Source organism: Streptomyces sp. NPDC003248, from assembly GCF_055563235.1.
Map to the genome: position 1 here is coordinate 1 of NZ_JBVHDT010000028.1, position 19,248 is coordinate 19,248.

Below are 19,248 nucleotides of genomic sequence, written 5' to 3' on the forward strand. Positions count from 1 at the left end.
CGCGCGGCAACAACTCAGGTCACTTACCGGGAAGGTGTACGAGACGTCGTGGAATTCTCTGTACTGGGGCCGCTGCGCATGCACGAGCGCGGGGTGTCCTACACACCGACGGCACCGAAGCAGCGGCAGCTGCTGGCCCTGCTGCTCCTCAACGCGAACCAGGTGGTGTCCACCGACACGTGTATCGAAGAGCTGTGGGAGGACTCCCCTCCCAACAGCGCGCTCTCCACCCTCCAGTCGTACATCCTGCAACTGCGCCGCAGCCTGCGGCGGGTGCCGCGGATCGGCAGCCTCCAGGCCGCCCGCCGCATCCTGGAGACACGGGACGGGGGGTACCTCCTCGCCGTGCGCAGCGACGAACTCGACACCAACCGGTTCTGGAGCCTCGTACGCGAAGGGCGCGCGGCGCTCCGGCACGACGACGCGCGGGCCTCGGCCTGCCTGTCCGAGGCGCTGCGGCTGTGGCAGGGCACCGCGCTCTCCGACGTCCAGCGCGGTCCGGTGCTGCGGGCGCATCTCGTGGGCCTGGAGGAGGAACGGACGAGCGTGCACGAGCAGCGCATCGCCGCGGATCTCCGCCTTGGCCGGCACCAGGAACTGCTGGGCGAACTGAGCCGGCTCACCGCCCGGTACCCGATGCACGAGAGCCTGCACGCCCAGTTCATGCTGGCGCTGCACCGCACCGGGCGCCGGATCCAGGCGCTGGAGGTGCAGCAGCGGCTGAGCACCGTGCTGCGCGAGGAACTCGGCCTGGACCCCTCCCCCCGGGTACGGCGCCTGCACCAGGCGATCCTGGCGGGCGACCCCGCCATCGACATGCTGGCGTGCACCGACTCCGTGCTGGCCGCCGAGCCCTCCGCGCCGGCCGGCCGGCCGAGGGCCGCGGACGGAGAGCTGGTGGCGGCGGGATCCGTACGACGCTGAGCGCTGAGCACCGCGTACGGCGCTGGGCATCGCGTACGGCCCTGAGCACCGCGTAAGGCGACGAGGGGGCGTGCCGGGGAGCGCGCGGACGAGGGCTGAGGCGACGCTCCCCCGTGGGGCGGGGTCTCAGCCCTCGTCGGCGCGCTCCCCTGGCGGCGAGGGGCGGCCGGCCGTCGTACCCGTCGCGTTGGCCGCGAGGAAGGCGTCGGTGACCGCGTGGACGTAGTCCGCGCCGAAGGTCCGTTCGGCCAGCAGGCGGCGGAACATCAGCGGGCCGGCGAGCTGGTCGATGGCGAGTTCGGTGTCCAGGCCGGGGGGCAGTTCGCCGCCCGCCTTGGCGTGTTCGAGGATGGCGCGGAAGCCTCCGGAGCCCGCCCTGAACAGCGACTCCTTGAGGTCGGTGAACGAGGGGTCCACCCCGGCGCGCTCGATGACCGCCCGCATGCCGCGCTCCGCCACGGGGTCGTGCAGCAGCTCCCGCAGCCCGTCGAGCTGCCTGATCAGGTCGTCGCGCAACACCCCCGTGGGCGCCGGGCGGACCGAGTCGATGCGCTGGGCGATGGCCTCGTAGATGAGGGAGAAGGCGTCCGGCCAGTGGCGGTACAGGGTGGTGCGGCCGACGCCGCTGCGGGCGGCGACCGCGACATGGGTGACCGCCGCCCAGCCCTGTTCGACCAGCAGTTCCTGGGCGGCGGCCAGGGCCGCGGCCCGGCTGCGGGCGGCCCGTGGGTCCATACCGCGCCCGGACGCCCGCGTGCCGCGGTTCGCGGCGTCGGCCTGCGTGGACATCGGCTCTCCCTGGTGCGTCGACGTGCTGTTGCTCCGCTGTTCGGAACAGAGTGTGCCATTTCCGTCCCCGGCACGGGCGCCACACCGGCACGCCGGTCCCGCCGCGACGGGTCCCGCCGCCACCAGTCACCCGCGCACGGGATGCCGGCCCACCGGGACGCCAGCCGCCTGGACGCCGCCCGCCGGGAGGCCGCCCGCCGGACGCCACCCACCCGGACGCCGTCCGCCACGGGCCGTCCACCACGGGCCGTCCACCACGGGCCGTCCGCCAGGGGCCGTCCGCCAGGGGCCGTCCGCCCGGAGGCGGACAGGCGGCCGCAGGCCCGGGCGGGCCGCGAGGTCCGACCCGCGCGAGCCTCGGGATCAGGCCCGGTAGAAGTGCAGGTGGTCGCGGGCCCAGTCGGTGAAGGAGCGGGGGGCGCGGCCGAGGACGCGGTGGACGTCGGGTGAGAGGCGGCCGTGCAGTTCGCTGCCGTGTTCGATCGCCTCCTCCAGTGTCGTGATCACCCCGTTCACGGTCTCCTCGGAGAAGTGGCGCAGCAGCATCTCCCGGTGCGCGGCGAGCGGCACCGTCTCGAAGCGCAGCTCCCGTCCGAGCAGCGAGCCCAGCACCGCGAGCTGCTGACGACCCGTCAGCGCCTCGGGTCCCGTCAGCTCGTAGACCTTCCCCTCGTGGCCCTCCTCGGTCAGCGCCCTCACCGCGGTCTCCGCGATGTCGCGCGGGTCGACGATCGCCTCCGGCACGTCCGCGAGCGGACCGCGGGCGACGCCCTCGGCCTTGATCGACGCGGCCCAGCCCAGGTTCATGTTCATGAAGCCGTTGGGCCGCAGGATGGTCCACGGCACCCCGGAGTCCCGCAGCGCCTGTTCGGCGATCCGGTGCCAGTGGCCCAGCGGATTGGCCTTCGGGTCCTCGGCCATCTCCACCCCGAGGGTGGACAGCTGCACGATGTGCTCGACGCCCGCCTCACGCGCCGCGGCCACGAGATGCGCGTCGTGCGTGGCCTTGTTCGCGCCGAGCGACATCAGGAAGACCTTCTGCACCCCGTCCAGGGCGGGCGGCAGCGTCCGCGGGCTGCCCAGGTCCGCGGCGACCACCTCGAGGTCCGGCCCGGCGGGCAGCGCGGCCCGTCCCGGGTCGCGGGTCAGCGCCCGCACCTTGTGCCCGCCGGCCCGCAGCAGCGACAGCACCTTCCCGCCCACGTTCCCCGTGGCTCCGGTCACCAGAATCATCGTCGTCTCCTCGTTCGTGGCTGCTTCGTGGCTGCTTGGTGCCTGCTCGTGGCCGCTTCGTGGCTGCTCGTGGCTGCTCGTGGCCGCTTCGTGGCTGCGAGGGAGGGGTGGGCCGGCCGTCAGCGGCCGGCGGGGTCGGGGCGGTCGAGGACGGTGCGCAGGGCGCTCTCCAGCGCCCGGGCCGCGGCGTCGGCGCCCCCGACCGGCCCGCGGGAGCGCCAGGCGACGAAGCGGTCGGGGCGCACCAGCACCGCGCCCGCCCCGGTGACGCCGTACGGCTTCTCCCACTCGGTGCCCGGCAGCCGGTGCACGGGCAGGGCGATGCCGAGCCGCCCGGCCGTCTCCTCGGCCGCGGCCGCCCACTCCTCGCCCGCCTCGTCCCCGGTGAGCAGGACGAAGGAGCGGCCGAACAGGGCGGTGGTGGACGCGGCCGGCGCGCCCTCGGGCAGCGGCACGTACGGCGCCCGTGAGCCGGGGCGGCCGGTCGGGGCGGCCGGGTCCTCGATGAGTTCCCCGGCGTCGTCCGGCTCGCGGACCACGGCGCCGGCGGCGCAGCGGTAGCCGAAGACCTGGACGACGGGCGGCAGCGGCGCGGCGAGCGCCCCGTCGTCGAGGTAACCCGCCAGCCGTTCCACGGTGTTGCGCAGCTGCTGTTCGCCGATCATCTCCGAGACCGGGCGGCGCTCGGCGTCGTGGCTGTCCAGCAGTCCGGGCCCGGCCTCGCCCTTGACCACCATCGCCAGCTTCCACGCCAGGTAGAAGCCGTCCGTGACGGCGGTGTTGCCGCCCAGCCCGCCCGGGGCGGGCACCAGCCGGGCCGCGTCGCCGACCAGGTGGGCGCGGCCCTCGCCGAACCGGTCGGCGATCTCGCTGACGATGTCGGTGCGTCCCGTCTCGACGACCTTCAGCGGCAGGTCGGGCAGGCCCAGACCGGTGCGGACCAGTTCGGCGCAGCGCTCCTCGGTGAAGGAGTCGAAGTCCGGCGGGTTCTGCGACATGCCGAGCACATAGCCGTACCGGCCGGGCACGTCCGTGGTGTAGAAGACGCCGGGCACCGGACTCTGGAGCCAGAACAGCGCGAACTTGCGGCCGTCGGCGACCCCCGGCAGCTCGCGCAGCGGTTCGCTCATGTCGGCGTCGAAGAAGACCCGGAAGATCTCCCCGAGGTGCCCGCGGCCGTGCATGCCGATGCCCAGTCGCTCGCGCACGGGGCTGTGCCGGCCGTCGGCGCCGACCAGGTGGTCGGCGGTCACCGTCCGCTCGGCGCCGGTCCGCACGTCGCGGAGCACGGCGGTGACCGCCTCCGCCGACTGCTCGAAGGAGACCAGTTCGGTCTCGAAGAGCAGCTCGGCGCCGAGTTCACGGGCCCGGTCGGCGAGGATCACCTCGGTCCGCTCCTGGCTGGCCATCGCCCAGTCCTCGGGCGAGACACGACGCATCGCCATCTCGCCCTCGGTCATGATCGCCTTCAGGACGGGCCCGGCCAGGGTGTCGGCCACCACCATGTAGAACGCGCCGGTGCCCCCGTCCGGGCCGGCCTCGGCGATCCGGTCGGCGACGCCGCCGACGCGCAGCACCTCCATGGTGTGCGGGTACTGACCGCGCGCCTTCATCACGACCGAGGTGCCGGGGTGTTTCTCGACCACCAGCGGTCTGACGCCGTGCAGTCCCAGGAACAGGGCGGTGGTCAGGCCCGCCAGGCCACCGCCCGCGATGAGAACGGGTACGTGCTCGTCCGACACGGCCACTCCTTGGTCGTCTTGGTCGTCGCTACGGGCTGGTCGTCGCGGCGCCCAGTCTGGGCGGGGCCGTTGGAGCACCGGTGGGGTCCCCGTCCACGCCGGGTGGCCCCACGGGTCCCTCCACCGCCGCCCCAACCGCTCATCAGCGGCGGCACCGAGGGTGGGAGGGGCGGTCCGCGCGACTGCCCCCGTCACCCTTCGAGACACAGGAGTCGCCGTGGTCGTCTTCGTCAACAAGCTGACGCTCACCGGAGCGGCCGAGGACCTGGAACGCGTCTACGCCCATGTCGCCGAGTTCATGCGCACCCGTCCCGGCCTCGTCCGTTACCAGCTCGTCCGCTCGCAGAACGATCCCTCCGTGTACTTCAACGTCGCCGAGTGGCAGGACCAGGCGTCGTTCGAACAGGCGCTCAAGGAGCCGGAGTTCCGTACCCGGCTGAAGGCCCTCGGTACGGTCATCAAGGGCGAACCGCACCTGTCCGACGTGGTCGAGTACGGGGTCGGGGAGGTCTGAGCGTGTCCGGACCCCTCAAGATCACCCAGCCGGTCGACGGCGAGACGTACGCGCGGATCCTCCAGTTCTACGCCCAGCAGATGCAGCTCCTCGACGAGCGGGCGGCCGAGGAGTGGGCCGAGGGGTTCACCGAGGACGGGGTGTTCGCGCAGAACGTCAAGCCGGAGCCGTGGGCGGGCCGCGCCGTCATCGCCGCGCGGATGCGCGCCGGGATGGACCGGCTGGCCACGCGTGACGTGCAGCGGCGCCACTGGTTCGGCATGGTCGCCGCCGAACGGCAGGACGCCGGCACGGTGCTGACCCGCTACTACGCCATGGTCTTCGAGACCCCGAACGGCGGCCGGGCCACCACCTACCTCAGCACCACCGGCGAGGACGTCCTGGTCCTCCAGGACGACCAGTGGCGGATCAGGCACCGCCTCATCACCCACGACGGCACCTGATCACCGAGCGAAGAAGGAAGGCTGTGAGCATGACCGAGCTGACACGCGAGCGCGTGGCCGCGGCGTACGCCTCGCTGCTGACCGGGGACCGGGAGCAGATCGCCCGGTACTGGTCGGAGGAGGTGCGCTTCCAGATGCCGGGCAACCACCAGTACGCCGGCTGGTTCGTCGGCCTGGACGACTACCTGGAGAAGATGGGCAAGCTGATGGCCGCCACCGGCGGCCGCATCACCTCCGACACCCTGAACGTCCTGGTCGACCCGGAGGCGGGGGTGTCGATCGACGTGTACCGCCTGGACGGCTACCGGGAGCACGCCAAGGACGGCGCGACCTCCCCGTACGAGCGTCTCCGGGTCGAGGGCGTGCACGTGCTGCGCTGGGAGGACGGCCGGATCGTCGAGGGCCGCAGCGCGCTGTTCGCCGACGGGGTCACGCAGGCGAACCTGTGGTGGTCGCCGGTCGGCGCCGACGGGGAGCGCTACGAGTACTGAGCGCGAGCCGATCGCGTCCCGATCTTCCGCGAGGGCCGTCCGGGGCACGTCCCCGGCGCGGCCCCGCGCATTCCACCGAGGAAGTGCAGCCATGTCTCAGCCAGCACAGGGCGTGCTCCAGGACCGGGCGGTCGTGATCACCGGGGGCGGTACCGGAATCGGCAGGGCGGTCGCGCACGCCTTCGCCGCCGAGGGTGCCCGGGTCCTGGTGGTCGGCCGGAGGGCCGGCGTACTCGCCGAGACCGCCCGGGGCCGCGCCGGGATCTCCACGCTCACGGCCGACCTCTCGGACCCGGAGACCCCGGGTGCCGTGGTGGCGGCGGCCGTGAGCGAACTCGGCGGCATCGACGTCCTGGTGAACAACGCCGTCACGATGCGGTCCGCGCCACTGGGCCGCATCGACCGGGCGAACGCCCGGGAGCAGGTGGCCACCAACCTGCTCGCGCCGCTGTTCCTCACCCAGGAGGCGCTGCCGCAACTGGAGGCCGCCAAGGGGCTCGTCGTCAACGTCACCACGGCCGGCAACCAGCGCGGCTGGCCCGCCCACTCCGTCTACGGCGCCACGAAGGCCGCCCTCGACTTCCTCACCCGCACCTGGGCGCTGGAACTCGCCCCCCGGGGCATCAGGGTCGCGGGCGTCGCCCCGGGCCCGGTCGAGACCCCGATCGCCGAACACGCCGGGCTCGACGCCGAGGGCATCGCCCGGCTGCGGGACCGGCAGCGCGGCCGTGTGCCGCTGGGGCGGGTGGGCCAGCCGGAGGAGATCGCCTGGTGGATCGTCAACCTGGCCCGTCCCGAGGCGTCGTTCGCCACCGGGCTCGTGCTGCCCGTGGACGGCGGCGCGAGCGTCGTCTTCTGACCGCGCCGCTCTGACCGCGCCGCTCTGCCCCCACTCCTGACCGCCCACTCCTGCCCCCCCCCCACTCCTGACCGCCCACTCCTGAACGTCACCCCAAGGGAGCCCCCATGGAATTCGGCATCAACCTCTTTCCCACGGTAGGCCCGGACGACAAGGACGCGGCGGACTACTTCGAGGAGAGCCTGCGCCTGGCCGAGCTCGCCGAGGAGCTCGGGTTCGACCACGTCAAGACGGTGGAGCACTACTTCTTCAAGTACGGCGGCTACAGCCCGGACCCGGTGACGTTCCTGGCCGCCGCGGCGGCCCGCACGCGCCGCGTCAAGCTGGTGACCGGCGCCGTCATCCCGGCGTTCACGCATCCGCTGAAGCTGGCCGGAAAGCTGGCCATGCTCGACAACCTCTCCCGAGGCCGCCTCCAGGTCGGCTTCGGACGGGCCTTCCTGCCCGACGAGTTCGACGCCTTCGGCATCGACCTGGACGAGAGCCGGGCCCGCTTCGAGGAGGGGGTGCGCGCCTGCCGGCGGCTGTGGAGCGAGGAGGACGTCGTCTGGGACGGCACCTTCCACTCCTTCGGGCCGGTCACCCTGCTGCCCCGGCCCTACCAGCGTCCGCACCCGCCGATCCTGGTCGCCACGGCGAAGACGGCGTCCTCCTGCGAGCAGGCCGGCCGCGACGGCCACGGCCTGATGATGGTGCCGTCGATCAACAAGCGCGAGACGGTGCAGGAGATGCTGGGCCTGTACCGCAAGGCGTGGGCCGACGCGGGCCATCCCGGTGAGGGCGAGGTCCACATGAGCTACAACTGCTACCTCAGCGAGGACGCCGCCGAGGCCCGGGCCCGCGGCGAGGTGTACGCGCGGCGCAGCAACGCGGTGATGCGCGACGCGGTGGCCGCCTGGGGCGAACGGCGCAGCACGGTCTACGCCGGCTACGAGAAGGTCGTGGAGAACATCGCCCGGGCCGACTTCGGCCGGTCGCTGGCCGAGAACAAGGCCCTGGTCGGCACCCCGGAGGAGGTCACCGAGCGGCTCCGGACGATCCGCGAGTGGTTCGGGGACGTGGTGATCAGCCTCCAGGTGATCTCCGGCAACCCCAGCCACGAGGAGTCGGCGCGCAGCATGCGGCTCTTCGCGGAGCGGGTCGTGCCGCACTTCCGCGACACCCCGCCCGCCGGCTGACACCGCCCGCACGCACGTCCAGGGGCTCCCCCGGTGGTCCGGGGGAGCCCCTGACGTCGTACGGCGACGGCCGCGGGGAGCCGGGACGCCGTCGGCGGCCGGCCCCCGGCGGGCGCTCAGCGCCGGCCGACCACGTCGCTCACCAGCCGTTCCGACACGCGGGCGGCGACGGCGGCCACGGTCAGGGCCGGGGGGACACCGGTGCCCGGCAGCAGGGAGCCGTCCACGACGTAGAGGCCGTGGTGGCCGTTGACCCGGCCGGCGTCGTCGGTCACGGTGCCCAGCGGTACGCCGCCGACGACGTTGCCGCCGGTGGTGCCGATCCGGCTGAACGCGGTGCGGCTGCCCGGGTTGGCCTCGTTGAGCCGGGCCAGGGTGTGGGTGATCGCGGACTGGGCGCGGGCGAGGGCCGGGTCGTCGGCCGGCCAGGTCAGGACGACGTCGTCCTTGCCGGGGTCGTAGTGGAAGGCGCCGAGGGCCGGCGCCGGGACGGAACCGATGGTGGTGATCCAGCCCTCGCCCTCCGGGGCGTCCGGCCAGGGGAAGTTGAGCAGGGACACCGGGCCGAGCGGATTCTCCCGCCAGTCCTGCGCGATGACCGCCGCGGGACCGCCCTGCCGGGGGTTGTTCTCCTGCATGCCGGTCCGGGCCGTGATGACCTCGCTGTTGCCGACCCGGGTGCCGAGCGCGGCGTCCAGGGCGGGCAGCGCGCCGGTCTCCCGGGCCCGCAGCAGGAGCCGGTTGGTGCCCAGGGTGCCGGCCGCCAGCACCAGCCGGTCGGTGGTGATCCGGTGCCGGGACACCACCGTTCCGCGCTCGTCGATCCGGTCGTGGTCGACGTGGTAGCCGTGGTAGCCGGTGCCGTCGCCGCCGTCCGCCGGGTGCACGGCGGTCACCACGCTGAGCGGCCGTACGTCGAGGTGCCCGGACGCCTCGGCGCGGGCCAGCAGGGTGCGGTCGAGGCTGCGCTGGGCGCCGCTGTTGACGCCGAACACGTTCAGCCCGTCGATCTGGGACCGCACCCGGGTGCCGGCCATCTCCTGGCGGACCACGTCCCAGTCCACCGCCAGGTCGACCTTGCTCCACGGGATGCCGGCCTTGTCCAGCTGGTCGGCGAACGAGCGGGCGGAGCGGTAGAACTCGGAGTGGTAGACGTCGTCCGGGACGGGTTCGCAGCCGATGAGGGCCCGCGCCTCCGGGTACCACCGCTCACGCATCTCGCGGTGGTCCAGGACGTCGCCGAGGGTGTGGGCGAACAGTTCGGCCGAGGGCTCGCACATGGTGCCGTTGGACGCGAGCGAGGCGCCGCCCACCCCGGCGCCGGCGAGGACGTTCATGCCGCTGCCGGGCACGAACTCCAGGACGCCGGTGTACACGTCGAGCTTCGCGTCGGTGAGCGGCGAGGTCTCGCTGAGCCAGGCCGCGCGGCCGTCGGGCGCGGTCTGCGTCGCGAAGGTGTCGCCGGCGTCGTCGACCGGCCAGCGCCGCCCCCGCTCCAGCAGAACGGCGTCCACGCCCGCCTCCGCCAGCCGTAGGGCGGCGATCGATCCTCCGTAACCGCTGCCGACGATCACCACCTGCGCACGGTGCTGCTGCCTTTCCACCGGGCGGCCTCCCTGTCTTGTCGGTCTTGCCGGTCTTGCCGGTCTTGCCGGTCTTATCGGTCTTGCCGGTCCTGGACTGTGCGGCGCGTCGAACATCGCGGACGGCGGTGGAGCCTCACTGTGGAGCCGGTGCAGGGCCGCCCGGCCAGCGCCGGAGCAGCACCCGTCCGACCGGGGCCGACGCGGGCACGGCGACCGCGGCGTGCCGGCCGGGCCCGACGGCCAGGGACCGCACCCGCCACCACTCACGCCCGCCGCCGCCCACCGGATGCGGCACGAGGACGGCGCCGGCGGCCGCCGGATCCGTCTCGACCCGCCGCAGTGGCGCTCCCACTCCGGCCCCGGAGGCCTTGACGACGGCCTCCTTCCGGGTCCAGCAGCGGAACAGCCACTCCCGGCGGCGGTCGCCGGCGCGGGCGAGGCCGGCCCGTTCGGCCGGGGACAGCGCGGAGCGCGCCATCGCGTCGAGGTCCACCGGGCGCTCCCGTTCGAGGTCGACGCCGACGGGGTGCCCGGCGCTGAGGGCGAGCAGCCAGGACGGGCCGGAGCGGGAGAGGCTGAAGGTCAGCTCCTGGTGCAGCACGACGGGCCGGCCGTGCCGGGGGTCCCCGCACTGCGGGCAGGCGGCCCGGCCGAGGGCCACCTGCCCGGGCTCGGTGCCGAGGTAGCGGGCCAGGACGGCGCGTACGGCGGTGTGGGCGGCGGCGTACCGGGCCGCCGCCACGGGGTGGCGCAGCCGCCGCAGCCGCTCCCTCTCGTCCGCCGACAGCACCGAGCCGCCGGGCGGGGGCGCGGCGCCGGCCGTGTCCGCCTCCGTCCGGCCCTCCCAGAGGTGGATCTCCCCGGGGCGCGGCAGGGCCGGGGAGCGGGTCACGGGCTGCTCCAGGACGGGGCGCGGCGGATCTCCACCACGGCGCAGGACCAGGTGAACCCCGCGCCGACCCCGGCCAGCAGGCAGAGCTGGCCCGGCCGGGCCTTGCCGGACTCCGCGAGGTGCGCCAGTCCCGCGAACTGGTCGCCCGCGCCGAGGTGTCCCACGGTCCGGCCCCAGGGCCAGGTGGTGGCCTCCGGGGCGACCTCCCACGTGCGCAGGTACGTCTGGCTCAGACGGCGGCGCCCGAAGTGCGGCAGTACGAACCAGTCGATGTCGGACAGCTCCACCTCGGCGTCGCTCAGCGCGCGCTTGAGCGCCTCCGTCTGTCCGGCGTTGACCCGGGAGACGCTGTAGGAGATGCCCACCTCGTCGACGAAGGCCCGCTTGGGCGCGTCCGTGTCCATCGGCTGCCGCACGCCGAAGGGGGCCACGCCGAACGGGTCGTCGCCCCGGTGCATCGCCTCCAGCTCCGGCTCCGAGACGGTGGCGAGGCTGCGCAGCCGGGCGAAGCCGGGGCGCCGGGACAGCACCAGGGCGGTGCCGGCGTCGCCGTACACCGTGCCGGGGTCGCTGTGCCAGCGGTCGAAGCCCGGGGCGCAGAACCGGTCCCCCGTGGTGAGCAGGGCGCTGCTGCCCCGGGCGCCGCCGGCGAGGGCGCTCGCGGCCAGTTCCATCGCCGCCATGCCGCCGTTGGACATCTGCCGTACCTCGATCGCGGGGCACCGGTTGCCCACGGCGACGCGCTGGATGTAGGAGGCGGGGGCCCACAGGTCGTGCCCCTGGTAGTAGACGTCGGCGTGCAGGATCAGGTCGACGTCCTGGGGTACGGTGCCGGACCGCTCGACGGCGGTGAGCGCGGCCCGGGCGGCCATCTCCGGCGGGGACTCGCCGGCCGAGACCGCGACCGACGCCAGATCCGTCTGCCGGGCGAGCTTGCGGTCGAACGCGCCGCTCTCCACGACGCCCGCGACCTCCACCCGCCCGGGTATGTGGGCGGCGACACCGCTGATGTACAGCTCTTCGAACCTCATGTGCCGGTACCTCTCGTCGTTCGCCTGCGACCGGGGGCCCACAACGCCCAACGGCCGCCGGACAACGGCGTGGTGACCGTTGTCCGGCGGCCGTGTGCGGTGGGCGCGCGCTGAGCCGAGGAGACGGGTCACGCCGCGTCGGCCGTGCCTCCAGTCTCGGAGCGGGGGCTGGGAGCGGGGTGGGGTCCGGCTGGAGAGGCACCGGCCCTCCGCGCCTCCAGGGCGGCTCCAGACCGGGGTGGGAGGGTGCGGCCGTTGCGCCGTCCCTGTCCCGAGGAGGCAGCCGTGCGTCCGAACACCCCGCCCCCGGCCCCCGTACCCCGCGGTGTGGCCCTGCTGTTCCCCGGCCAGGGGGCGCAGCAGCCGTTCATGGCCGCGGGCCTGTACCGCGGCCATCCGCCGTTCCGTCGCCTCCTGGACGAGGTGTTCGAGGCGTGGGGCGCCGAGGGCGCCGTGCTGCGCGCCGACTGGCTGTCGGACCGCCCGTCCCTGGACCCGGACGGGGTGCGCCGGGCCCAGCCGCTGCTCTTCGCCGTCGACTGGGCGCTGGGCCGCATGGTGCTCGACTGGGGCGTGCGCCCCGCCGCCCTGCTCGGCCACAGTGTCGGCGAGGTCGCGGCGGCCACCCTGGCCGGTGTCTTCACCCTGGAGGAGGCGGTCGGGCTGATGGCCGACCGGGTGGCGCACATCGAGGCCGGACCGGCCGGCGGCATGCTCGCCGTGCAGGCGTCCGCCGCCGACATGACGCCCTATCTGCACGCCGACGTGGTCGTCGGCGCCGTCAACGCGCCCCGCCAGGTGATCCTCGCCGGTTCCACCGGCCCGCTCGCCGACACGGAGGCACGGCTGCGCGCGGCGGGCTTCACCTGCCGCCGCACCCGCGCCCTGAGTCCGTTCCACAGCCCGGCCCTGGCCCGGGTGGCCGAGGCCGCGCTGCCCGCGCTGTCCCGGCTGCCGCTGCGGGCTCCGCGGCTGCCGCTGCACTCGGGGTACACGGGCCGCGCGCTGACCGCGGCCGAGGCCGCCGACCCCCGCTTCTGGGCCGGGCAGCCGGCCGCCCCGGTGCTCTTCGGCCCGGCGCTCGACGCGCTGCTCGGCGCCGGTGGACTGCTGCTGCTGGAGACGGGCCCGGGCCAGAGCCTGACCGCCCTCGCCCGGCGCCACCCGGCGGTCGGCACCGGCCGCTCCGCGGCGCTGGGGCTGCTCCCGCCGCGCGCCCGGGGCGACGACACGGACCTGCGCACCCTGCGTACGGCGGTGGAACGGCTGCTGTCCGAGGGCGCGTTGACGCAGGACCCGCTGCCGACGGCGACGGCGACCGGGACGGCGGCAGCGAGCGGGACGGCAACGGCGACGAGCGCGCGGTGAGCGCGGACCAGCGCGGATCCAGAGGCCCGCGATCCGGCCTCCAGGCAGGACTGCGAGCGTGGCACGCCGGGGCCGGTCACCGGACCCCGCCGACTGTGAGTGAGGATGTCATGGAGCGTCGCATCGTCATTACAGGGATCGGTGCAGTGGCACCCGGCAAGCCGGGCGTCAAGGAGTACTGGGAGCTGATCTCGAACGGCCGTACGGCCACGCGTACGATCTCGTCCTTCGACCCGGCGCCCTACCGGTCCCGGGTCGCCGCCGAATGCGACTTCGACCCGGTCGCCGCGGGACTGAGCCGGCAGGAGGTCCGCCGGATGGACCGGGCCACCCAGTTCGCCGTCGCCGCCGCCCGCGAGGCGGTCGCGGACAGCGGACTGGGCCTGCCCGGGGACGACCCCACCACCGTCGGGGTGTCCCTCGGCAACGCCGTGGGCTGCACGACCAGCATGGAACGGGAGTACACCGTCCTCAGCGACGAGGGCGCCGACTGGCTGGTCGACCACCGCTACGCCGTGCCCCACCTCTACGACCACTTCGTGCCGAGCTCGATCGCGGCCGAGCTGGCCCGGCTGGTGGGCGCGCAGGGCCCGGTGGCGCTCGTCTCGGACGGCTGCACCTCCGGGCTCGACGCGGTCGGCCACGGCGCCGACCTGATCCGCGAGGGCAGCGCGGACATCGTGATCAGCGGTGGCACCGACGCCCCGATCTCGCCCATCACCCTGGCCTGCTTCGACGCCATCAAGGCGACCACGCCCCGCAACGACGACCCGGAGCACGCCTCCCGCCCGTTCGACGCGACGCGCAACGGGCTGGTCCTCGCCGAGGGCGCCGCCGTGCTGGTGCTGGAGGAGCTGGAGCACGCCAGGCGGCGCGGCGCGCGCGTCTACGCCGAGGTCGCCGGGGTCGGCACGCGCTGCAACGCGTACCACATGACCGGGCTGCGGGCCGACGGCACGGAGATGGCCGACGCCATCACCGCCGCCCTCGCCCAGGCCCGCCTCACGCCCGGCTCGCTCGACTACGTCAACGCCCACGGGTCGAGCACCAAGCAGAACGACCGGCACGAGACCGCCGCCTTCAAGACGGCCCTGGGCCGGCACGCCTACGACGTGCCCGTCAGCTCGGTGAAGTCGATGATCGGGCACTCGCTGGGCGCGATCGGCGCGCTGGAGCTGGTGGCGTGCGTGCTCGCCATGCGCGACGGGCTCGTCCCGCCGACCGCCAACCTGCACGAGCCGGACCCGGTCTGCGACCTGGACTACGTGCCGCTGCGGGCCCGGGAGGCGACCGTGGACAACGTCCTGAGCGTCGGCAGCGGCTTCGGCGGCTTCCAGACCGCCGTCGTCCTGGCCCGTCCCGAGCGGGACGCGGCGTGAGCGGCACCGGCACGGCCCGCGCCGTGGTCACCGGGATCGGCGTGGCCGCGCCCAACGGGCTGGGCACCGAGGCGTACTGGGCCGCGACCCTGGCGGGCCGCAGCGGCATCGCCCCCACCACCCGCTACGACGCCGCCGGGTACCCGCTGCGCCTGGCCGGCGAGGTACCGGGGTTTGAACCCGAGCGGCACATCCCGAGCCGGCTCGTCCCGCAGACCGACCACAGCACCCGGCTCTCCCTGTACGCGGCCGACGAGGCGCTGCGCGACAGCGGACTCGACCCCGCCGAGCTGTCCCCGTACGGCATGGGCGTGGCCACGGCCTCGTCCATGGGCGGGTTCGAGTTCGGGCAGCGGGAGTTGCAGAACCTGTGGAGCAAGGGCGGCCGGTTCGTCAGCGCCTACCAGTCCTTCGCCTGGTTCTACGCCGTGAACACCGGTCAGATCTCCATCCGGCACGGCCTGCGCGGCTCCAGCAACACGGTGGTGACCGACGCGGCCGGCGGTCTCGACGCGGTGGGCAACGCCCGGCGGCAGATCCGCCGGGGCACCACCGCGATGCTCACCGGCGGAGTCGACGGCGCGCTGTGTCCGCTGGGCCTGGCCGGGCACCTCAGCTCCGGGGCGATGAGCACCGGTGGCACGGCCGACCGGGCGTACCTGCCCTTCGCCGAGGACGCCGCCGGCCAGGTGCCGGGTGAGGGCGGTGCGTTCCTGGTGCTGGAGGACGCGGCGAGCGCCGGGCGGCGCGGTGTCCGCGGCTACGGCGAACTCGCCGGGTACGCGGCGACGTTCGACCCCGGTCCGGATCCGGCCGGCCCGGCCGCGACCGGTCTGGTCCGCGCGATCCGGGGCGCGCTGCGGGACGCCGGCGCGCACGCGGACGACGTGGACGCGGTGTTCGCCGACGCCGCCGGTGTGCCCGAGCTGGACCGGGCCGAGTCCCGGGCGCTCGCCGAGGTGTTCGGGCCGGGCGGCGTCCCGGTGACCGCGCCCAAGACCATGACGGGCCGGCTCTTCGCGGGCGGGGCGTCGCTGGACCTGGCGACCGCGCTGCTCGCCCTGCGGGACGGCGCGATCCCGCACACCGCGAACGTCCCGCGCCCCGGCCCCGGCCACCCGATCGACCTCGTCACCGGGGAGCCGCGCGCCGCGGACCTCCGCTGCGCGCTGGTCGTGGCCCGCGGACGGGGCGGTTTCAACGCCGCCGCCGTCGTCCGGCGGGCCGCCTGAGGGCGCAGCGCGTCCGTCCCTGCGAACCCACCGCCCACGCCGAAAGGAAACCTCATGAGTGACGCCAAGGCGACCGTGACCGAACTGACCGTGGAGGACCTCACCCGCATCATGCGGGAGTCCGCGGGCGAGGACGAGTCGGTCGACCTCGACGGTGACATCCTCGACGCCGACTTCGCGGAGCTGGGGTACGACTCCCTCGCTCTGCTGGAGACGGCCGGTCGGATCGCCCGTGACTACGGGGTCGAGCTGAGCGACGACGACCTGGACGGCGTCGCCACCCCCCGGGAGTTCCTGGACGTCGTCAACCGGACGCTGGCCGCGTAGGCCGCTGCCGGCAGGACGGGAACGGGCGGGTGGGGCGCACCTGGTGCGGTGCGCCCCACCCGCCCGTTCCCGTCGGCGGGTCCGGCCGGTCCCGTCAGCGGGGCACGGCCGTGTCGCCGTACCGGGCGCCCCGCTCGTCCAGGACGCGGGCCAGCAGGCGCGTGGCGTTGCGGTGGAGCGGGAAGTCGGTGCCGGGCGGCATGATGCCGCTCTCCTCCAGCAGCCGGGTCACGCGTGCGGTCAGCACGCAGAACCGGAACGCGGCGAAGACCTCGTAGTACTCCAGGTCGCGCACCCGGTGCCCGGTGAGGTGCTCGTAGTGCCGCACCGTCTCGGCCCGGTCGGGCAGTCCGGCCAGCCGGGTGGCGCCGATGCCCTCGCTCAGGTGCCGGTCGAGGTGGAGGAACCAGGCCAGGTCGGACTCGGGCTCGCCCAGCGCGGCCATCTCCCAGTCCAGGACGGCGGCCGGTGTCTCGCCGTCGTAGACGATGTTGCCGAGCCGGGCGTCGCCCCACAGCAGCCGGGGCGGGCCGGGCTCCTCGGGCCGGTGGTCGCGCAGCCACGCCGACGCCGCCGCCGCGACCTCGTTGTGCTGGGCCCCGTAGAACGGCAGGAGTCCGGTGTACTCGGCCAGTTGCTGCGCGAGGTGGCCGGTGCCGTACCGCGGCCGGTCGAGGAAGTCCAGGCCCAGCGCGAGGGGGTCGAGCCGGTGGATCGCGGCGAGCATCTCGACGCCGCCGAGCCAGACGGCGCGGCGGCGCCGCGGCGGCAGGTCGGCCAGCCAGCCCTCCCGGTGGTACGAGGGGAAGTCCGCGGGCACCCGGCCGTCGATCCGGCGCATCACCAGGAACGGCGCCCCGAGCACCGAGGCGTCGGGCTCGTGGCCCAGCAGGGGGGCCGCGGGGACGTCGGTGCCGTCGAGCACCTGGAGCAGCCGGACCTGTTCGGGCCAGCGGTCCTCCGGGTGGACGCGGTGCCCGGTGGGGGCCACCCGGACGGCGAGGGGTTCGCCGCGGCGGGTGGTCCCGTCCTCGGTCCACTCGGCGTCGCACAGCAGGATCTCGCCCGAGTAGCCGGCGGCGCCGGGCACCCGGACCGGGCCGACCGTCACCTCGCGGGCCCGGGGCATCCGGGCCGCGAGCCAGTCGGCCAGCGCCAGGCGGGTCTGTTCGGGGTCGCGCTGCACGGGCACGGGCACGGCCTTCCTCCTTCAGCGGACGGCAGGGGTTCCGCCCGGTTCCGGGGTCCGGCCGGGCGGAGCCCGAGTCTCGCTCCCGCCCCTCGCACCGCGGTCCAGCCGCGGTGGAGCCGCCACGCCCGGTGCGGGGCGGGGGCGGCTCCAGCCGGACTCCGTCGGCGCGCCAGCGCGGCGGAGCAGCATCGTGCCCGGACCCCGTGCGCCGTCTCCCCCACGGCCCTGTCCGCAGGGAGCGCGGCGGGGGCACGGAGCACCGCCCGCACGGCGTACAGGAGGAACGATGCACTTGCAGGGCAGGACCGCCGTGGTCACCGGCGGAACCCGTGGGCTGGGCCGGGCCCTGGCGCAGGCGCTGGCCGACGAGGGCGCCGTCGTGGTCGCCGCCGCCCGGGACGCCCCGCCGGACGCCCCGGAGCCGGGCAGCCGGATCGTCCACGCCAAGGCCGACGTCACGGTGCCCGACTCGGTCGCCGAGCTGATGCACACCGTCCACGAGCGGTACGGCGGCCCGCACATCGTGGTCGCCAACGCCGGGGTGAGCCGGCCGGGGCCGGTGGCGGCGCTGTCCGACGAGCACTGGGACGCCGTGATCGGCACCAACCTGACGGGGGTCTTCCACACCGTCAGGGCCGCGGTGCCCTACCTCCGGGACGCCGACGGCGGCCGGATCATCACCGTGTCGTCGCTGCTGGGCCGGCGCGCCATGCCCGGTGCCGCCGCGTACTGCGCCGCCAAGGCCGGCGTCGAGCTGTTCACGCAGGTGTGCGCGCTGGAGCTGGCTCCCCAGGGCATCACGGTGAACTGCCTGGCGCCCGGTTTCATCGACGAGGGGCAGGGCCGGGCCCTGATGGCCAACGAGGCGCTCTGGCCCCGGCTGGCGGACACCCTGGCCACGGGCCGGCCGGGCACGGGGGCCGAGGTCGGCCGTGCCGCCGTCTTCCTGGCCTCCCCGGAGAGCGGCTACGTCAACGGCGCGGTGCTGCCCGTCGACGGCGCGGTGCGCTGGTGACCGCCGCTCCCCGCTCCTCCCCCACTCCCCCTCTCAGATCCGGAGGCGACGTGCGAGCACTCATCACTCCCGCGGACGGCGGTACCCGGCTGCGGCCGGTGGCGGTTCCCGAGCCCGAACCCCGTCCCGACCAGGCCGTCGTGGAGGTCAGGGCGGTCTCCGTGAACCGCGGTGACCTGTCGCTGCTGGGCATGCTCCCGCCGGGTTCGCGGCTCGGCTTCGACGTGGCCGGCACCGTGGTGCGCGCGGCGGCCGACGGCAGCGGTCCCGAGCCGGGCACCCGGGTGGCGGGCGTGGCCGAGCGGGACGGCTGGAGCGAGCGGGTGGCCCTGTCGACGGCCCGGCTGGCCCCGCTGCCGGACGGGGTCGGATGGACGGACGCGGCGGCCCTCCCCGTCGCCGGTCTCACCGCGCTGTACGCCCTGCGGCACGCCGGGTCCGTGCTGGGCCGCCGGGTCCTGGTCACCGGCGCCAGCGGTGGCGTCGGCCGGGTCGCCGTCCAGCTGGCCCGGACGGCGGGAGCCGAGGTGACCGCCTGGGCCGGTTCGGCGGAGCGGATGAAGGGCCTGACCGGCCTGGGCGCGGGGACGGTGGCGAGCTACGAGGACGGCCCCGGGGCGACGGGGCCGGTGGACGTGCTCGTCGACAGCGTCGGCGGCGAGGTGCTGCGCAGCGCGTACCAGCTGGTCGAGCGGCGCGGCACCGTGGTCTGCTACGGCAACACGCTGCGCGCCGACCTGTCGCTGCCGTTCGACTGGGGGCACGCGCGCCCCGGCGTCCGGATCCGCTACCTGCACCTGTTCGACGAGATGCCCCGCAGGCCCGTCGGCCGTGATCTGGCCGCGCTGCTGCGGCTGGTCGCCGACGGCGGCCTCGATCCCCAGGTCGCGTTCACCGGTGACTTCACGGACCCGGAGCCCGCCTTGCGCGGCCTCGACTCGCGGCAGGTCAACGGCAAGGCGGTCCTGGTGCTGTGACCGGCCCCGCCCAGGACGCCACCGCCCCGGACCGCGCTGCGCGGTCCGGGGCGGTGGCGTTCTCCGCACAGCTGGT

The 19,248-nt window shown here is 74.9% G+C and carries 19 protein-coding genes; 12 read left to right on the forward strand and 7 right to left on the reverse strand.

Going from position 1 to position 19,248, the window contains the following annotated elements; genetic code table 11:
• Window positions 1-48 precede the first annotated feature (48 nt).
• Window positions 49-924 carry an AfsR/SARP family transcriptional regulator gene (locus ACZ3KJ_RS34990; RefSeq protein WP_467532950.1) on the forward strand — a complete coding sequence of 292 codons (876 nt, stop codon included), beginning with the start codon at window positions 49-51 and terminating at the stop codon, window positions 922-924.
• Window positions 925-1,050: 126 nt separating this feature from the next.
• On the opposite strand, the gene ACZ3KJ_RS34995 is transcribed toward ACZ3KJ_RS34990, so the two are convergent.
• The 3 genes from ACZ3KJ_RS34995 to ACZ3KJ_RS35005 form a co-directional block, all read right to left on the reverse strand.
• Entirely contained in the window at window positions 1,051-1,713 is a 663-nt protein-coding gene (locus ACZ3KJ_RS34995; protein WP_467532951.1) for a TetR-like C-terminal domain-containing protein, read from the reverse strand.
• 363 nt (window positions 1,714-2,076) lie between these two features.
• The gene (locus ACZ3KJ_RS35000) at window positions 2,077-2,946 is read right to left on the reverse strand and encodes an SDR family oxidoreductase (RefSeq protein ID WP_467532953.1); all 870 of its coding nucleotides are present in this window, start codon (window positions 2,944-2,946) and stop codon (window positions 2,077-2,079) included.
• A gap of 119 nt (window positions 2,947-3,065) precedes the next feature.
• Window positions 3,066-4,688 (reverse strand): FAD-dependent monooxygenase, encoded by a 1,623-nt coding sequence (locus ACZ3KJ_RS35005; RefSeq protein ID WP_467532954.1) that lies wholly within the window; start codon window positions 4,686-4,688, stop codon window positions 3,066-3,068.
• A gap of 217 nt (window positions 4,689-4,905) precedes the next feature.
• Here ACZ3KJ_RS35005 and ACZ3KJ_RS35010 point away from each other — a divergent pair, with 217 nt between their 5' ends.
• The 5 genes from ACZ3KJ_RS35010 to ACZ3KJ_RS35030 all read left to right on the forward strand — a co-directional run bounded on the left by ACZ3KJ_RS35010 (window position 4,906) and on the right by ACZ3KJ_RS35030 (window position 8,173).
• Entirely contained in the window at window positions 4,906-5,202 is a 297-nt protein-coding gene (locus tag ACZ3KJ_RS35010; protein WP_389526320.1) for an antibiotic biosynthesis monooxygenase family protein, read from the forward strand.
• 2 nt (window positions 5,203-5,204) lie between these two features.
• Window positions 5,205-5,645, forward strand: coding sequence for a nuclear transport factor 2 family protein (locus ACZ3KJ_RS35015; RefSeq protein WP_467532956.1), 441 nt, complete (start codon window positions 5,205-5,207; stop codon window positions 5,643-5,645).
• A gap of 29 nt (window positions 5,646-5,674) precedes the next feature.
• Window positions 5,675-6,136, forward strand: a complete 462-nt coding sequence (locus ACZ3KJ_RS35020; protein WP_467532958.1) for a nuclear transport factor 2 family protein — start codon at window positions 5,675-5,677, stop codon at window positions 6,134-6,136.
• A 91-nt stretch (window positions 6,137-6,227) separates the two neighbouring features.
• Window positions 6,228-6,995 carry an SDR family NAD(P)-dependent oxidoreductase gene (locus tag ACZ3KJ_RS35025; protein WP_467532960.1) on the forward strand — a complete coding sequence of 256 codons (768 nt, stop codon included), beginning with the start codon at window positions 6,228-6,230 and terminating at the stop codon, window positions 6,993-6,995.
• A 107-nt stretch (window positions 6,996-7,102) separates the two neighbouring features.
• The gene (locus ACZ3KJ_RS35030; RefSeq protein WP_389526309.1) at window positions 7,103-8,173 is read left to right on the forward strand and encodes an LLM class flavin-dependent oxidoreductase; all 1,071 of its coding nucleotides are present in this window, start codon (window positions 7,103-7,105) and stop codon (window positions 8,171-8,173) included.
• A gap of 116 nt (window positions 8,174-8,289) precedes the next feature.
• On the opposite strand, the gene ACZ3KJ_RS35035 is transcribed toward ACZ3KJ_RS35030, so the two are convergent.
• From ACZ3KJ_RS35035 to ACZ3KJ_RS35045, 3 genes are all read right to left on the reverse strand, one after another.
• A complete protein-coding gene (locus ACZ3KJ_RS35035; RefSeq protein ID WP_467532962.1) occupies window positions 8,290-9,777 on the reverse strand; it encodes a GMC oxidoreductase in 1,488 nt (495 codons plus the stop codon).
• 115 nt (window positions 9,778-9,892) lie between these two features.
• Window positions 9,893-10,651 carry a 4'-phosphopantetheinyl transferase family protein gene (locus ACZ3KJ_RS35040; RefSeq protein ID WP_467532964.1) on the reverse strand — a complete coding sequence of 253 codons (759 nt, stop codon included), beginning with the start codon at window positions 10,649-10,651 and terminating at the stop codon, window positions 9,893-9,895.
• Window positions 10,648-11,682 carry a ketoacyl-ACP synthase III family protein gene (locus ACZ3KJ_RS35045; protein ID WP_467532966.1) on the reverse strand — a complete coding sequence of 345 codons (1,035 nt, stop codon included), beginning with the start codon at window positions 11,680-11,682 and terminating at the stop codon, window positions 10,648-10,650. The genes ACZ3KJ_RS35040 and ACZ3KJ_RS35045 overlap by 4 nt, the downstream gene beginning before the upstream one ends.
• 285 nt (window positions 11,683-11,967) lie before the next feature.
• Between ACZ3KJ_RS35045 and ACZ3KJ_RS35050 the strand changes: the two genes are divergently transcribed.
• The 4 genes from ACZ3KJ_RS35050 (at window position 11,968) to ACZ3KJ_RS35065 (ending at window position 15,988) form a co-directional block, all read left to right on the forward strand.
• A complete protein-coding gene (locus tag ACZ3KJ_RS35050; protein WP_467532967.1) occupies window positions 11,968-13,050 on the forward strand; it encodes an acyltransferase domain-containing protein in 1,083 nt (360 codons plus the stop codon).
• 110 nt (window positions 13,051-13,160) lie between these two features.
• Complete coding sequence (locus ACZ3KJ_RS35055) at window positions 13,161-14,429, forward strand: beta-ketoacyl-[acyl-carrier-protein] synthase family protein (RefSeq protein WP_467532968.1); 1,269 nt, start codon at window positions 13,161-13,163, stop codon at window positions 14,427-14,429.
• Window positions 14,426-15,661: a ketosynthase chain-length factor gene (locus tag ACZ3KJ_RS35060; RefSeq protein ID WP_467532970.1), complete on the forward strand. Its 1,236-nt coding sequence runs from the start codon at window positions 14,426-14,428 to the stop codon at window positions 15,659-15,661. Before ACZ3KJ_RS35055 ends, ACZ3KJ_RS35060 begins: the two co-directional genes overlap by 4 nt.
• Window positions 15,662-15,715: 54 nt before the next feature.
• On the forward strand, window positions 15,716-15,988 hold the full coding sequence (locus tag ACZ3KJ_RS35065; protein ID WP_389526287.1) for an acyl carrier protein: 273 nt from the start codon (window positions 15,716-15,718) through the stop codon (window positions 15,986-15,988).
• 94 nt (window positions 15,989-16,082) lie between these two features.
• On the opposite strand, the gene ACZ3KJ_RS35070 is transcribed toward ACZ3KJ_RS35065, so the two are convergent.
• Window positions 16,083-17,186, reverse strand: coding sequence for a phosphotransferase family protein (locus ACZ3KJ_RS35070; RefSeq protein ID WP_467532973.1), 1,104 nt, complete (start codon window positions 17,184-17,186; stop codon window positions 16,083-16,085).
• A 280-nt stretch (window positions 17,187-17,466) separates the two neighbouring features.
• Between ACZ3KJ_RS35070 and ACZ3KJ_RS35075 the strand changes: the two genes are divergently transcribed.
• Together ACZ3KJ_RS35075 and ACZ3KJ_RS35080 are read left to right on the forward strand one after the other, a co-directional pair.
• Window positions 17,467-18,195, forward strand: coding sequence for an SDR family NAD(P)-dependent oxidoreductase (locus ACZ3KJ_RS35075; RefSeq protein ID WP_467532975.1), 729 nt, complete (start codon window positions 17,467-17,469; stop codon window positions 18,193-18,195).
• A 50-nt stretch (window positions 18,196-18,245) separates the two neighbouring features.
• Complete coding sequence (locus ACZ3KJ_RS35080; protein ID WP_467532976.1) at window positions 18,246-19,172, forward strand: zinc-binding dehydrogenase; 927 nt, start codon at window positions 18,246-18,248, stop codon at window positions 19,170-19,172.
• Window positions 19,173-19,248: the final 76 nt, after the last annotated feature.

Coding starts and splice junctions, on each gene's coding strand:
- ACZ3KJ_RS35045 (WP_467532966.1), bottom strand. CDS start 11,682: ATGAGGTTCGAAGAGCTGTACATCAGCGGTGTCGCCGCCCACATACCC.
- ACZ3KJ_RS35065 (WP_389526287.1), top strand. CDS start 15,716: ATGAGTGACGCCAAGGCGACCGTGACCGAACTGACCGTGGAGGACCTC.
- ACZ3KJ_RS35025 (WP_467532960.1), top strand. CDS start 6,228: ATGTCTCAGCCAGCACAGGGCGTGCTCCAGGACCGGGCGGTCGTGATC.
- ACZ3KJ_RS35020 (WP_467532958.1), top strand. CDS start 5,675: ATGACCGAGCTGACACGCGAGCGCGTGGCCGCGGCGTACGCCTCGCTG.
- ACZ3KJ_RS34995 (WP_467532951.1), bottom strand. CDS start 1,713: ATGTCCACGCAGGCCGACGCCGCGAACCGCGGCACGCGGGCGTCCGGG.
- ACZ3KJ_RS35075 (WP_467532975.1), top strand. CDS start 17,467: ATGCACTTGCAGGGCAGGACCGCCGTGGTCACCGGCGGAACCCGTGGG.
- ACZ3KJ_RS35055 (WP_467532968.1), top strand. CDS start 13,161: ATGGAGCGTCGCATCGTCATTACAGGGATCGGTGCAGTGGCACCCGGC.
- ACZ3KJ_RS35030 (WP_389526309.1), top strand. CDS start 7,103: ATGGAATTCGGCATCAACCTCTTTCCCACGGTAGGCCCGGACGACAAG.
- ACZ3KJ_RS35000 (WP_467532953.1), bottom strand. CDS start 2,946: ATGATTCTGGTGACCGGAGCCACGGGGAACGTGGGCGGGAAGGTGCTG.